This is a genomic window from Mesorhizobium sp. NFR06 (assembly GCF_900115245.1).
Classification (GTDB): Bacteria; Pseudomonadota; Alphaproteobacteria; order Rhizobiales; family Rhizobiaceae; genus Mesorhizobium.
Map to the genome: position 1 here is coordinate 260942 of NZ_FOVT01000003.1, position 14715 is coordinate 275656.

The 14715-nt window shown below is 63.9% G+C and carries 6 protein-coding genes; all 6 read right to left on the reverse strand.

What is annotated here, in order from left to right:
* Positions 1–16: 16 nt before the first annotated feature.
* Complete coding sequence (locus F3H96_RS08010) at positions 17–2221, reverse strand: ABC transporter ATP-binding protein (RefSeq protein ID WP_149791404.1); 2205 nt, start codon at positions 2219–2221, stop codon at positions 17–19.
* Positions 2222–2327: 106 nt separating this feature from the next.
* Positions 2328–3485, reverse strand: a complete 1158-nt coding sequence (locus F3H96_RS08015) for an ABC transporter permease (RefSeq protein WP_149791405.1) — start codon at positions 3483–3485, stop codon at positions 2328–2330.
* Positions 3486–3497: 12 nt separating this feature from the next.
* A complete protein-coding gene (locus F3H96_RS08020) occupies positions 3498–4532 on the reverse strand; it encodes an ABC transporter permease (protein WP_149791406.1) in 1035 nt (344 codons plus the stop codon).
* A 149-nt stretch (positions 4533–4681) separates the two neighbouring features.
* Entirely contained in the window at positions 4682–6340 is a 1659-nt protein-coding gene (locus F3H96_RS08025; protein WP_149791407.1) for an ABC transporter substrate-binding protein, read from the reverse strand.
* Between the two features lie 277 nt (positions 6341–6617).
* Positions 6618–12668, reverse strand: a complete 6051-nt coding sequence (locus tag F3H96_RS08030; RefSeq protein ID WP_149791408.1) for a translocation/assembly module TamB domain-containing protein — start codon at positions 12666–12668, stop codon at positions 6618–6620.
* A 2-nt stretch (positions 12669–12670) separates the two neighbouring features.
* A complete protein-coding gene (locus F3H96_RS08035; protein WP_149791409.1) occupies positions 12671–14599 on the reverse strand; it encodes an autotransporter assembly complex family protein in 1929 nt (642 codons plus the stop codon).
* Positions 14600–14715 lie beyond the last annotated feature (116 nt).

Sequence of the window (14715 nt, forward strand, 5' to 3'; positions counted from 1 at the left end):
AACCGGCGCCGATAGCTTAGTTCGGCTTCTTGCCCCTCGGACGCTTCGGCGGCGGGCCGGCAAATCCCGGGCCTTCGCCATGCGGCGCATCGTCCGGCACGCCTTCATGCGCGGCATGTTCCTTGTCGAACTTGATGACCGGCTCCATCCTCGCCAGCACGTCGTCCGAAAGCCAGCACAGACTCATGTGGCCGTCGCCGAGATTCTTCACCGGCGGCACCTTCGTCTCGCACAGATTGTCCGGCACCAGCTTCTTGTAGCCGCAGCGCGTCTGGAACGGGCAGCCGGTCGGCGGGTTCATTGCCGAGGGAATGTCGCCTTCCAGCACGATGTGCTTCTTGACCACGCTGGTGTCGGCGATCGGGATCGCCGACAGCAACGCCTCGGTATAGGGGTGGTAGGGCGGCGAGAATATCTGGTCGGTCGTGCCCTGCTCGACGATGTAGCCGAGATACATGACGACGACGCGGTCGGCGATGTAGCGCACCACCGACAGATCGTGGCTGATGAACAGCATCGTCGTCTTGTTCTTGCGCTGGATGTCCATCAACAGCTCGGTAACCGCCGCCTGCACCGAGACGTCGAGCGCCGAGACCGGCTCGTCGGCCACCACCACCTTGGCATCGCCGGCGAAGGCGCGCGCCACGCCGATGCGCTGCTTCTGTCCGCCCGAGAGCTGCCGCGGTTTGCGGGTCTCGAAAGCCCTCGGCAGCTTGACCAGGTCGAGCAGTTCCAGCATGCGCTTGCGCCGCTCGGCGACATTCTTGCCGACCTTGAACTTCTCCAGGGTGCGGATGATCTGCGAGCCGACCGTGTGGCTGGGATTGAGCGTATCGAACGGGTTCTGGAACACCATCTGGATCGATGACACGGTCTCGACATTGCGGCGCTCGATACCGGTCGACTGAATCTGCTTGTTGCCGAGCGTCACAGTGCCCGAGCTGGCCGTCTCCAGGCCGAGCAGCACCTTGGCCAGCGTCGACTTCCCGCAACCCGATTCGCCGACGATCGCGACCGTCTCGGATTCGCGCGCGGTGAAGGAAATCGTCTCGTTGGCCTTGACGACGCGGCCCTCGCTGGAGCCGAATACCTCGCTGCCGCCGACCTTGTAGTATTTCTTGAGATTGTCGATCTTGAGCACCGGCGCGCCGGGCTCGACCTTTTCGTTGACCTTCTTGGCGCCCGGCGGCAGCGCCTCCCAGTCGATCTCGTTGAAGCGCACGCAGCGCGAGAAATGGCCCTCGTGCCCTTCGACAGGCACCATCGGGATTTCCGCTGCGTTGCAGACGCCCTCGACGAAATGGTGGCAGCGCGGCCCGAAATTGCAGCCCTTCGGCCGCTCGTGCGGCAGCGGCAACTGACCGGGAATGGAGATCAGCGGCCGTGAATTCTTGTCGGCGCCGGGCAGCGGGATCGAGCGAAACAGCCCTTGTGTGTAGGGATGACGCATCCGATCGAACACGTCCTCGATCTTGCCGGTCTCCACCGCCTCGCCCGAATACATCACCGTGATCTTGTCGCAGGTCTCGAGGATGAGGCCGAGATTGTGCGACACGAAGATCATAGAGGTGCCGAACTTCTCGCCGAGCCCCTTGACCAACTCGACGATGCCGGCCTCGACGGTGACGTCGAGCGCGGTGGTCGGTTCATCGAGCAACAGCAGCGCCGGCTTAGACAGCAGCGCCATGGCGATGACGATGCGCTGCTGCTGGCCGCCCGACAGCTGGTGCGGATAGGAGCGCATCATGCGCTCCGGATCGGGCAGCTTCACCGCCCGCACCATCTCGAGCGCGCGCTTATAAGCCTCTTCCTTCGACACCTTGTCGTGGATCAGCGGCACTTCCATTAATTGCTGGCCGATCTTCATCGCCGGGTTGAGGCTCGCCATCGGCTCCTGGTAGATCATGGCGATCTTGTTGCCGCGGATGGCGCGAAGCTCCTCTTGCGAGAGCTCGCCCATATCCTTGCCCTGGAACTTGATCTTGCCGCCAACGATCTTTCCGATGTTGGAGAGGTCGCGCATGATGCCGAGCGACACGGTCGACTTGCCGCAACCGGACTCGCCGACGATGCCCATCGCCTCGCCCGGCATGACCGTGCAGGAAAAATCCATCACGGCCGGAATCTCGCCCTTGCGGGTGAAGAAGGAGATCGAGAGGTTCTCGATCTCGATGATCGGCTGACCGCTCGCCTTGGCTGGATCTCGAACTGCCTCGTTCATGGGTCGCTCCAATCCTTGGTTCTTCGTTTGAGCAAGATCTTGTCCGAAAACCGGATGCCACTTTCCGGGATCATGCTCTGGGCAAGTAGGGCCCATGGCCCCGCCATCAATCCTTCATCGACTGTTCGCGCAGCGAATCCGCCAAAAGGTTCAGCCCCAGCACGAACGACATCAGCGCGATCGTCGGAGGCAGCGCCGGGTGGATGAAGGAGCGCAATAGCCGGCTTGCATCCTTGATCGCGGTGCCCCAGTCGGGGCTTTCCGGCGCGAGGCCCAGACCGAAATAGCCGAGCGTTCCAAGCAGGATCGTCGTGTAGCCGATGCGCAGGCAGGCATCGACGATCAGCGGACCGCGCGCATTGGGCAGGATTTCCCACAGCATGATGTACCAGGGCGATTCACCGCGTGTCTGCGCCGCCGCCACATAGTCGCGCGTCTTGATGTCCATTGTGAGCCCGCGCACGATGCGGAACACGCCGGGACTGGAGGCGAACACCACCGCCACGAAGATGTTGAGCTGGTTGGGATCGATGTGGACGATCTTGAGCGGGTCCTTGTCGAAGACGAGGCCCGCGTAGACCCAGCCGCCGACGACGAGCGTGATGCCGAGCAGGATATAGAGCCGGTCCGGCCGGTTCTTGTAGCGCGTCCAGAACAGGACGCTGAAGAAGATGATCGGGAACAGGAAGAACAATCCCGCCATCGCATAGGGGATCGGCGTGTCCATGATGCCCGGCGTCACCAGCAGGTAGAACAACAGGATCACCGGGAAGGCTAGCACAAGATTGGCGAGGAACGACAGCAACGTGTCGATCTTGCCGCCATAGTAACCGGCCGGCAGGCCGAGCGTGATGCCGACCATCAGCGCGAAGCCGGTGGCGGCCGGCGCGATGATCAGTACGATCTGGCTGCCATAGACCATGCGCGAGAACACGTCGCGGGCAAGCTTGTCGCCGCCGAAATAGTAGATGAGCTTCGACGTCGGCTCGATCGCGCCGGGCAGCGTATCCTTCATAACCGAGACCTGCGCCAGCGGATCGAAGGGCGAGATGGTCGAGGCGAAGATCGCGGTAAAGAGCCAGAACAGGCAGATGAACACGCCGGCAATGCCGACGCCGCTGTCGAAGAGCTGGCCGTAGAGGCCCAGCCGCTTCTTGTAGGAAAAGCTCGCGCCCATCACCAGGATGAGCGCGACCCATACCGGCCAGAAGCGCCAGAGCACGCCGATGACGACGTCGAAGGCGCTGATATACTCGATCTGCATCGGCCCTGTCCCCTATTGAACCCTGATGCGCGGATTGAGGAACGCGTAGCCGACATCGGAGATGAGCTGCGTGATCAAAACGATGAACACCGAGACCAGCGAACAGCCGAGCAGAAGGTCGATGTCGTTGTTGCCGGCGGCTTCGACCAGCGTGTAGCCAAAACCCTGGTAGCGGAACATCACCTCGACGATGACGACGCCGGTGAGCAGCCACGGGAACTGCAGCATGATGACGGTGAAAGGCGCGATGAGCGCGTTGCGCAACGCATGCTTGATCACGACGCTGCCGAAGGACAGGCCCTTGAGCCGGGCGGTGCGGATATATTGCTGCGTCATCACCTCGACCATCGAGGCGCGCGTCATGCGCGCAATGTAGCCGATGCCGTAGATGGCCAGCGTGATCACCGGCAGCGTGAAATTGTAGAAGGTGATGCCCTGGCTGGCCGAGGCCGCGGAGCCGTTCAGCCAGCCGAGCCAGGATGCGAAGATGACGGTGAAGATGACGCCCGACACATATTCTGGCGTCGCCGTCGAGGCGATCGAGGCGACCGACAGCACACGGTCCGTGCGCGAGCCTTCGCGCATGCCGGCCAGGATGCCGATCAGCAGCGAGATCGGCACCATGACCGCCAGCACCCAGAACATGAGCAGTCCCGTGGCGCCGAGGGCAGGGAACAGCTTGGCCGCGACCGTCGTCTTGAACTTGGTCGAGCAGCCGAAATCGCCCTGCAGCACCCCGGAGAACGTCGGCTCGGTCGGGTCATTGCAGAAGGAGAAGCGTTGCGTCGTCTTGCCCGTCGCCGGATCGGTGATCGGGTGCTTGGGCAGGACGCCCAGCCACTGGCCGTAGCGAAGGAAGAAGTTCTGCCGGTAGCCATGATTGACCAGCCAGCTTTCAAGCTGGTCGGCGGGCGTATGCATCTCGGTCTGGCTGATCGCCAGCTTCTTCAGATTGGGTTCGAGATTGACGAGGAAGAAAACGACCAGCGTCAGGCATAGCATCGTGAGCAGAATGGTGCCGATGCGTCTGGCGATGAATGAGAACATTATGCCCCCCTGCCGGCCGGGTTGGGGTCAGATACGGTCAACCCTGTTTCGAAAAGCCAATGACGCCCCGCCACCGATGCAGCATATGCAACGGCGACGAAGCTGCAAATACGAGGGGCTGCAGCCCCTCGTATTCATCGCGCCATGGATCACGCCTGATCGAGCCAGACCTTGCCGAAGTCGTGCTCGTAGGTGGGGTGCATCGAGTGGTTCTTCACCTCGGGCTTGATGTTGATGTAGAGCTTGCGCCAGTAAGGCTGGATGATGATGCCGGAATCCTGTAGAGTCTGCTCGATATCCTTCATCACGACCTTGCGCTTCTCCGCATCGGCGATGCCGAGCGCCTCATTCACCTTCTTGTCGAAGTCCGGATTGGCATAGGCCGTCTCGTTCCACGCTTCGCCGGAGCGGTAAGCGATGGCGATCACCTGGATGCCGAGCGGGCGCATGTTCCAGTTGGTTTCCGAGAAGGGATACTTCGTCCAGTCGTTCCAGAAGGTCGAGCTCGGCAGCACGGTGCGCTTCACCTTGATGCCGGCCTCGCGCAGCTGGGCGGCGATCGCGTCCGTGGTGTTCTTGTGATAGTCCTCGTCGTTGCTGATCAGCTCGTGTTCGAAGTCGATCGCGCCGGCTTCCGTCAGCATCTGCTTGGCCTTGGCGATGTCGCGCTTGACCTCCGGCAGCTTGACATATTCCGGATGGATCGGCGCGACATGGTGGTTTTCGGCCGGCGTGCCGGCATTGCCGTAGCCGAGCTGCAGCACGGTGGCGTTGTCGACGGCAAGCAACATTGCCTGACGAACCTTCTGGTCGTCATAAGGCTTGTGGGTGACATTGAAGCGCGACACCACGGTGGCCGCGGTCACCACTTCCGACGGCGGAGCGCCGACATCCGCGATGATCTTGACGTAGTCGGCGGTCGTTTCGTGGTTGGTGTGCACCTCGCCGGATTCGAAGGCCGAGACGGTCGCGGCCGGATCGGTGCCGTAGTCGATGAACTCGACGCCGTCGAGGAAGGCTTCGCCCTGCCACCACTTGCCGGTCTCGCGGCGCTTGTAGACCACCTTCTGGCCGACGTCGTAAGAGACGAGCTCGAACGGACCGGTGCCGATCGGGCAGTTCTTGAAGTTCGCGCCCTTCTCATCGAAGGTCTTGTGGACGACCAGGCCGGGATAGTCGCACAGGTTCGGGATGATGGCGATGTCGGGCTTGGTCAGCTTGAGCTTGACAGTCATGTCGTCGACCTTGACGACGGAACCCTCGCGCAGCTTCTTGGTCGTATCGTCGACGAGGCTGCCCAGGCGACCGGGCATCGAGTTGCCTTCCGCTGACTTGTCGGCCCAGCGGGTGAAATTGTAGATCACGTCGTCGGCGGTGAACTTGTCGCCATTGTTCCATTCGACGCCCGGCCGCACGTGGAGCGTGTATTCGGTGGCGTCGTCATTGATGTCCCAGCTTGCCAGGAGGTACGGCGCAAAGGTGTAATCCTTCGTGTACTTCACCAGCGGTTCGAGCGCCTGACGCTCGGCATTGGCGATTTCGGACCAGTCTGCGGTGCGCGGGTCCTTGGGATCCTTGACCGACATCGCGACCTTGAGCACGCCGCCCTTCTTGCCCTGCACGTCCTCGGCTCTGGCCGGGGTCGGAGCGGCGAGGCCGAGCAGGCCATAGGCCATTGCCGTCGATGCGCCGAAGACGCTTGCGAGCGCCAGGAATTCGCGGCGGTCCACCGTGCCGGTCTTGGCTTCTTCGGCCATTGCCAGGATGTGATCCGGAACACGGTCACCATTGCTTTTATAGATTGCCATGACTTACTCCCATTGTTGGCTTTCTGCCTTTTAACATTCCGCATCCAGACCGCGTTGTCAAAAGACGGTGTGGAGTAGGAACATGGTAGGGAATGTGCATCTTTGAGTGCAACCCGGTTCGCGCGATAGCGACAGTCTTGGCGCAAATTTGTTAGCGCGACGCGGATTTCCCAAAAAATCGCCGCGGGCGATTAAATCAATACATTTTACATGGATAGGCACCCCGCCTCCGCGGCGAGGAACCTGTTCGGCAGGCCGCGGAAGGGGCGTCGCAGCCTCAATATTCGCGTTCGTAAAAGACGCCGCCCTTCGCTTCGCCGGCGTCGTTGGCCTCGCCGCGCAGCTTCACGCCGCGCCCGACATTGAGGTCGATCGTCGCCTTGCCGGAGCCTGGTTTGTCGCCCTTCTGGATCGTCACATAGGTGCGGTCGTTGAGGTACTTCCCAGCCGAGACCGCCGTGCCGCCCTTCTCGTCCGTCGTCACGTCGAGATCGTCGATGCCAATCGCATTGCGTAGATTGTCGAGTAGCGAGGTCGCGCCGCCGGCCCCGGCCAGTTGCGCGGCCGCGTCCGCAAGCTGGGCGATCTGCAGCGGCGACAGATTCGACATCGAGCGGCCGAAGATAAGCTGTGCCAGCACCTCGTCTTCCGGCAGCGCCGGCACGGAGGAGAAAGTGAACTTCGGATTGGTCGCCTCGCCCGAAACCACGATCGTGACGGTGGCGCTGCTGGTCGTGGTGGTCGCCGTCATGTTGAGGTAGGGCACCAGCGAGCCCTGGAACCCGACCGTGCCCTCGGTGAAGGTCAGCCGCTTGGCAAGGATCGTCAGCCGCCCTCGCTGCAGGGTGAAAGTGCCCACCGCTTGCGGCGACGACGCGGGGCCGCTGAGCTTAAGCGAGCCGCCGAGTTCGGCATCGAGGCCCCTGCCCTGAATGAATATCTGGTTCGGCGCGTTGACCGTCACGTCGAGGAGGAAGCCGCTGCCGCCCTTGCCGCCGCCGGATGTCGGCGGACGCAACGCCTTATCCTGCGCCCGCACGGCTGCCGGCGCATTCTTGTGCTTCACGTCCAACGCCGAAAGCGACCCCGGCAGCTTCTCCGGAACAGTGATCACCGTCTTGGCCAGGTTGATCGTGCCGGCTATCACGGGCGCCGACGCGAGCGAACCCTTGATCGTCAGGTCGCCGTCGAGATTGGCGGTCACCACCTTGCCATCCGTGTAGCGGCCATTGGTGAGCTTGACCGAAAGGTCGGCCGGGAAGCCCTGCGCCGGAACGATACCGACAGTGCCGCTTGCCGACAGGCTGCCGCGCGTCGATAGCGTGCCGGTAAGGCGGTTGATCCTGGCGACACCGCCGTCGATCGAAATGTCGGCCGCGATGTCGTTGACGGCAAGCCCGGAACGCGCATCGATAAGTCGCGCGCCCGAAGTTGTGACTTTGCCACTGATCACGGGCGATGATGCGGGACCGCGCACCTGCACGTCGACATTGGCGGTGCCGTTGAGCGCCAGACCTTGCGCCGCCAGCTTGGCGGCAAGGAAGGAAAACGGCACCTTGCCGTTGAAATCGAGCGCCAGCGTGGGTGTGCCCGCCGTCGTCACCGTACCGCCGCCCTTGAGGCCGAGCCCGGCGCCGTCGCTGATGTTGGCATCGAAGGCGAGCTTGTTGCCGGCAAATGTTCCCGATGACGAGACATTCATGCCGCCGAGCCCGGCGCCACGCGTCTGCGATGTCTGCACGCCGGAGGCATCGATGTTGAAGGCGACGGACGGGCTCGCCGGCGCGCCGGTCACCTTGACCGTGCCGGAGATCGACCCGGCCCCATCGAGGCCCGGCGAGAAACTGTTGGCAAGCGAGATCGGCACCCTGGCCAGATTGGCGTTGATGTCGAGCGCCTGCGCGACCTTGCCCGTCACCGTTGCCGTACCGCCGCCAAGATTGAGCACCAGCCGGTCGAGCGTTGTCACGCCATTGGCAATGGTTACGGTCGAGGCCTGCGCGATCGCAGTCTTGATGCCTTGCACGGTCGCCTGGCCTGACGCCAGTTCGATAGTCGTCGTGCCGTTCGCCGCCTTCACGCGGCCGGCCGCCTTGGCCGGGATGTTCTTCACGGTCGCGCCGCCCGAAAAGCCGGTCCAGTCGCCGTCGCGCTTGAGATCGACATCGATGCCGGTAATGGCGGTGCCGCCGGAAGTGACGCTCTCGGCGTGCACCGTGCCGGCGATGACGGGTGCCGCCATGTAGTTCGCGATCTGCGCGTCGATCGCGACATTCCTGGCGGAGAGATCGCCGCGCTTGATGGCCGAGGTGTTCGCCTTGACCGCGACGTTGGGCCCGTTGGCGGCCTTGGAGAAAGCGATCGTGCCGCGCACATTTCCCTCGGCCTTTTCCAGCGCCAGCGCGGCGAGCGGCCCGATATCGGGCAGGTCGAGCGAAACCGTGCCGACCGGCACGAAGGCATCGTCCAGCGTAAGATCGCCTGAAATCTTGTTCGGGCCGAGCGACAGCAAGAGCCCGTTGATCGCGCGGCTGCCATTGGTCGTGGCGAGCACGGCGTTGCCCTGCAGCGGCTGGCCGGCGACATTGCCGGTGAGCTGCACATTGGCTGCCGGATTGGCGGCATCGGCCTTGCCGGTAGCAGTCAGCTTCAGCCCGGTGATCTCGCGCTCCGCAACCGAAAGCCGGTCGCTGTTCACATTAAGCGACAGGTCCGGCGCTGTCGGCGCGCCTTGCGCATCAAGTGTGAAAGTGATGGCGCCCTTGGCATCCTTCGACAGCAGCGAAATGTCGGCCAACGCGCCCTTGACGGCGGCACTGAGCTTGTTGTCGGCAATGCTGGCCTGGCCGTCGGCGGTGAACGCGCCCGAGACTACCTTGACCGGACCGAGGCTGACATTGCCCTTGGCGTCGCGTTGCGTCGTGGCGCTGAGTTGGGTGCGTTCGGCGAGCACACCGCGCACCCCGGCCGGCAGTGCCGCCGAGAGCACATCCGCCTTGACCGTGAAATCGACGGAGCCGTCGGCGAACGACACACGGCCGTTGAAGGCGCCGTCCACCGCGCCGGTCGTCGCCGAACCGCTGGCGATGGTGATGGCGTCGACAGCGAGGTTGCCGACGACCTTGGCCGTAACCTTGCCGGCGACCAGCGGCGCGACGGTCGGATTGTCGAGATCAATCTTGTCGGCCGCGACCGTCCCGGAGATCGGGCCGGTCCTCGCCTTGACGTCGAAGCCGTCGGACTGGAGCGCCAGCGCCAGGCCTTCGACTTTCACATGATTGGCCGTGGCGGAAGGCAGCGTCGCGGAGATGTCGAGCCGTGGCGCGGTGCCCTGCCCCGCGGCTTTCACCGAGATGGACTGCAATTCGAGATCGACGGGGCTCTGAGGCGTGCCGAATTTGAGCGGCAGGCTCGGCCCGTTGGAGGCGAGGTCGGCCGAGAAATCGCTGGCGCCGTTCGGATTGATGGTGCCGGCCGCCTTGCCCGACATCTTGTCGCCGGAAAGCGTCGCGTGCTCGATGACGAGGCCGCTTGCCGCCGAGGCGCTGCCCGCCGCATCGAGATTGAGCCGCCCGAGCCCTGCTTGCCGAGTCTGGCTGGTCTCGGCGCCGGCGAGCCGTGCGTTGAATCGGACCTCTGGGCTGGTGGAAGCGCCCGTGACTTGCGCCGTGCCGTTGAGCAAACCGGCGGCATCGAGGCCAGGCACGAAATCATTGGCGAGCGCCGCCGGCAGGTTGGCGAGGCTGGCCGTCAGGTCGAGGATCTGACCGGCGCTGCCGGAAACCGTCGCCGACCCGCCGCCAAGATTAAGGACGAGCTTCTCGACCGTGGTTACGCCATTGGCGACGGAGAGGCTGGAGGGCTCGGTGATCGCCGCCTTGATGCCGCGCACCGTCGCCTCGCCGGAAGCGAGTTCCACGCTTGTGGTGCCATTGGCGATCTTCACGCGTCCGGTGGCTGTCGCCGGAATTCCCGACACCGTGGCGCCGCCTGAAAAATCGGTCCAGTCGCCATCGCGCTTCAAATCGATGCCGATGTTGCTGACCACGGTGGAGCCGGAGGTCACGCTGTCGGCCTTGATCGTGCCGGAGATCGCCGGGCCTTTCAGATAGTTGGCGATCAGCGCGTTGACGGTGATCGTCTTTGCCGCCAGCTCACCCCGCGCGATCGAGGAGCTGGCCGCATTGATGGTGACGGTCGGGGCCTCGCCGTCCTTGGCGAAGGCGATCGTGCCGTTGATGTCGCCGGTGGCGCTCTGGTTGCCGAGCGCCGCGAGCGGTCCGATGTCAGGCACGGCAAGCGTCAGAGTGCCGAGCGGCAGGTATTGATCGTCGAGCGCAAGATCGCCCGAAACCTTGTTGTCGCCGAGCGCCAGGCTGAGGCCCTTGATTGAGCGCTTGCCGTCGGCCGTCACCAGCGACGCCCCAATGTCGAGCGCCTGCCCCTCGGCGCTGCCGGTCAGCGAGACGTCGGCCGACGGATTGGCGATGTCGGCCTTGCCTTTGGCCGAAAGCTTGATGTCCTTCACCGTGCGGCCGGCCGCCGTCAGGCTGGCGCTGTCGGCCGAAACGGAGAAATCCGGCGCCAGGCGCGGACCGGTGGCCGTCAGCGCGAAATTGACCCCGCCGGCAAGCGGCGTGCCGGCGAGTGACGACAGCGGCGAGACATCGCCCAACGTGCCCTTGACGCTGGCCTCGATGTCCGATCCTTGCATGCTGCCGGTGCCGCTGGCGGTGAGCGAGCCGGAGCTGAGTTCCAGGGAGTTGGCGGCGAACGCGCCCTGCGGATCGCGGGTCGCGGTCGCCGAGAACTTCACCCGCTCGCCGAGCAGCGAGCTGATCTGCGGCGGCAGTGCCTTCGAGACGGCGTCGGCATTCATCCTCAGCGTCATCGACAGATCGGCGAGCGACACAGCGGCCGTCAGCCCGGCATTGAGCGCATCGCTGCGCAAGGTGCCTTTGTCGATGGTCACCGTCTCGCGGCTGATCGTGCCGGAAAGATCGGCGGCGAGCTTGCCGGTCACCAGCGGCGCCAGCGTCGCCACGTCGGTCTTCAGGCCGGCGGCCGCAAGACTGACACTGACCGGGCCGCTGCGGTTCTCGACGTCGAAGCTGTCGGAGTGGATCGCGGCCGTCACGTTGTTGAGTTGCGTGCCGCCGACGGCGACGGAGGCAAGGGACGTGCCGATATCGACCATCGGCGCCTTGCCGTCGCCGAAGGCGCGCACCGTGGCCTTTTCGACCGCAACCAGGATGGGAACGGCGCTGTTGCCGACATCGATGGTGACCGGCTTGTCCTTGGCGGAGAGCTCGACGGCCAGGTCGCTGGCGCCCTTCGGATCGACATTGCCGGTCGCGGCGCCGTGCACCGTATCGCTCTCTATGGTGGCGCGCTCGATATCTATTCCACCCGATGTGGTCGCTGTCCCAGCGACATCGAAGCTCGTCTTGCCGGCAAACAGCGACTTTATTTTCTCCGGCAGGAAGCCTTCGAACTGGCCGTCGCCCGCGGCCTCGATGCGGTGGCCCTTGTCCGTCAGCTGATGCCGGCCGGTCAATTGGCTGACGATCCGGCCATCGACCATGAAGGTGCCGATGCCGCTCCAATTGGCGAGCGGCCCAGTGCCGGAAACGACGATGTTGACGGGCGGCGCGTCGGGTAGCTTGAGCAGGTTGGCGATGATGCCCCCGGCCGGCTCCGATGCCTTCAGATCGAGGTCGAGCTTGTTGTCGGCCGGCGCGAAATGGATTTTGGCGTCGACATTGCCCTGCTTGCCGTCATGGCGGCTCACATACAGCGCGCTCTCGATCGCCAGCGGCGACGGATCGGCCTTGAACGAGCCCTTGGCGGCAAGCTCGGCAATGCCGCTGCCGGCCAGCTCCTGGCCGAGCGCGATCTCCGGCAGGTCGATCTCCCTGACATCGATCGAGACGGGCAGGCTGGTCGAGCCGCCCTGCGGTGGCTGCTGGCTCGGCTGCGGCAGCCGCGCCAGTTCGATGCGATCGGCGGCAAAGCGATCGGCATTGAAATTCCAGGAGAGCAGCGCGGTCGGGGACCAGTCGAGCGCCACCTTGCGCGCCACCATCCAGGGGCCGGCGCGGTCTTCCAGCACGACATGGTCGAGCCTGAGCGCACCTGACCAAATGCCTTCGATGCCGCTGACCGTCACCTTGCGGTCCTCGCTCGAGGCCATCTTCGAGATCAGGCCGGCGAGATTCTGGCGGCCGCCTTCGGTGCCGGTAAGCACGACAAGCGCGCCGACCGCCATCACCAGCAAAAGGAGCAGCGTGTAGAGACAGATACGAACGATGCGCCAGAAAATCTTCATCGTTAGAACGCCTGGCCGATGCCGGCATAGATGCCGAAATGCGGATCGCCGGGATCGCGGTTGAGCGGCACGGCAGCATCGATGCGCAGCGGCCCGAACGGCGTAATATAACGCAGACCGACGCCGGCGCCGACCTTAACGTTCGAGAAGTCCGGGAAGGATCTGGTCGAGACCGTGCCGGCATCGACGAACGGAACGATGCCGATCGTGTCGGTGACGCCGATGCGCATCTCGACCGAGGTTTCGAAGAAGGAGAGACCGCCGATCGGCTGGCCGTTGATGTCCTTCGGGCCGATGCCCTGGTAGGAATAGCCGCGCACCGAGCCGCCGCCGCCGGAATAGAAGCGCCGGTCGGCCGGCACGTTCTGCAGGCCCGTGCCGACGATCGAACCGAGCGTGGCGCGCTCCGCGAGCACGAACCTGCTTGCCGTATCGAGCGACTGGTAGGTGTAGCCCTCGCCCTTCAGCTTCAGGAAGGTCGCGCCGTTCAGTATGTCGTGGCTTGGCTCGGCATAGGCGAGGAAACGGAACCCTCTGGTCGGGTTCAGCTTGTTGTCGCGGCTGTCATAGACATATTGCAACGGCACGCTGGCAATCAGGTAGGTGTGCTTGCCGAAAGCGTCGGTGATCCTCGAATAGTCGAGATCGAATTCAGCCGAGACCCGCTGCGTCTTGTCGAGGTCGTAGGAAACACCGACGTCGCCCTTGACCGAGAAGTGGTCATAGGCATCGGGGTGTTCGAACACCGTCTTGATGCCGGTGAAGAATTTAGATGTCGGCCCAAGCACGCCCGGCTTTTCGAACATGACGCCGGCATTGTAGTTGAGCGCCGAAATGCTGTTGCTGCCGATGCCGCTGATCGAGCCGTCGATACGCAGCTTCTCGGCCTGGCCAAACAGGTTGCGGTGTCCCCAATAGCCTTCCAGCCCCAGGCCTTCCGTATTCGAGAACGTGCCGCCGATGCCGAAGAAGCGCGGCTTGCGCTCGCTCACCTGGACGTCGATCGGGATGTTGCCGTTGGCGTCGAGGCTGTCGCCTTCCTTGATGGTCACGCTGTTGAAGACTTCGAGCCCGAGCAGCCGGTCGCGGGCATCGTCGATTTCCTGCGGCGAATATTGCTGGCCCCGCTTCAGCCCGGTCATGTATTCGGTGAAGTCGCGATCGACCTTTTCGGTGCCCTCGACTGTCGTGTCGCCATAGCCGGCGACCGGACCGGCCGCCACCGTCAGCGTCACGTCCAGCGTCGAGCTGGCGTGCTCGGCGACGATCTCGCGGTCTGTCACCTTGGCAAGCGGCCTGCCCTCTTCCTTCAGCGCCCGCACGATCAGGGCTTCTGCCTTGAGCACGGCGCCGGAGCCGGCATCGCCGCCGGCGATCAGCCCGAAATCGGGTCCCGCCAACCCGGCCGCATCACCCTTCAGCCGGATGTTGCCCAGCGTGAATTTCGGTCCGGCGGCAATTGTGACGACCACCGGTATCGGCTGCGGCCCCTTGAACTCGGCATCCGGCGGCAACTCGTCGATCGACTTGCCCTGGATCGTGATCGTCACCACGCCTTCGTAGCGGGCATCGGCATAGAGCGCGGCGACGAGTTGTTCCCGGTCGCTGCGCGCCTTGGCCATCAGGCCGAGCGACCCCGACACCGGATGGTCCTCGTCGCTCTTCAGCGCCGAGGCGTTTTCCAGCCTCTTGACCAGATCCTTGTCGGCGTCCGGGGCGTCGATGATCACCGAGTAGCGCAGCGGGTCGACGATGTCGGCGTCCTCGTCCTTGGACGAGCCCCAAAGCTTGATGCCGAAAATCTCGAAAGCCGCCGCCGGCCGTATCTCGCAGGCCAGCACGGTCGAGCAGACGAGCGTCAAAAGCAGGGCGCGCGGAAGCACGCGCCCTGGCGCGAACCCCCCTGACATCTGCGTTTCATGCGCCGGCATTAAGACAACCTAGTCGACAAAACTAAAATTGGAATGAAGTTCCGAAACGTTCGTAAAGGGGCCACAATCCAATTGTCTGAAATAGACCGGGCTTGGAATTCACACCTTTTGCATTT